General features: G+C 71.3%; 1 protein-coding gene. It reads left to right on the top strand.

Annotation, left to right across the window (positions count from 1 at the left end; all coding sequences use genetic code 11):
- On the top strand, positions 1–251 hold a 251-nt coding region (locus tag IG74_RS0145205), incomplete at both ends, for a KR domain-containing protein (RefSeq protein WP_030689817.1).

The raw sequence follows: 251 nt of genomic DNA, 5'->3' as shown, positions 1-251 counted from the left end.
TGGACACGGTGCTGCGTCCGAAGGTGGACGCGGCGGTGAATCTCCACGAGCTGACGGCGGGTCTGGACCTGTCGGCGTTCGTGCTGTTCTCGTCCGCTGCCGGTGTGCTGGGAAGTGCGGGGCAGGCCAACTACGCGGCTGCCAACGCCTTCCTGGACGCCCTGGCTGAGCACCGGCGTGCGCTCGGGCTGCCCGCGACCTCGCTCGCGTGGGGTCTGTGGGCCGACCAGGGCGGTATGGCCGGAGCCCTC

This window comes from Streptomyces sp. NRRL B-1347 (assembly GCF_000720325.1).
Lineage (GTDB): Bacteria > Actinomycetota > Actinomycetes > Streptomycetales > Streptomycetaceae > Streptomyces.
Note: the sequence above shows the minus strand (reverse complement) of the source record. Positions and strands in the feature narration are given on the sequence as shown.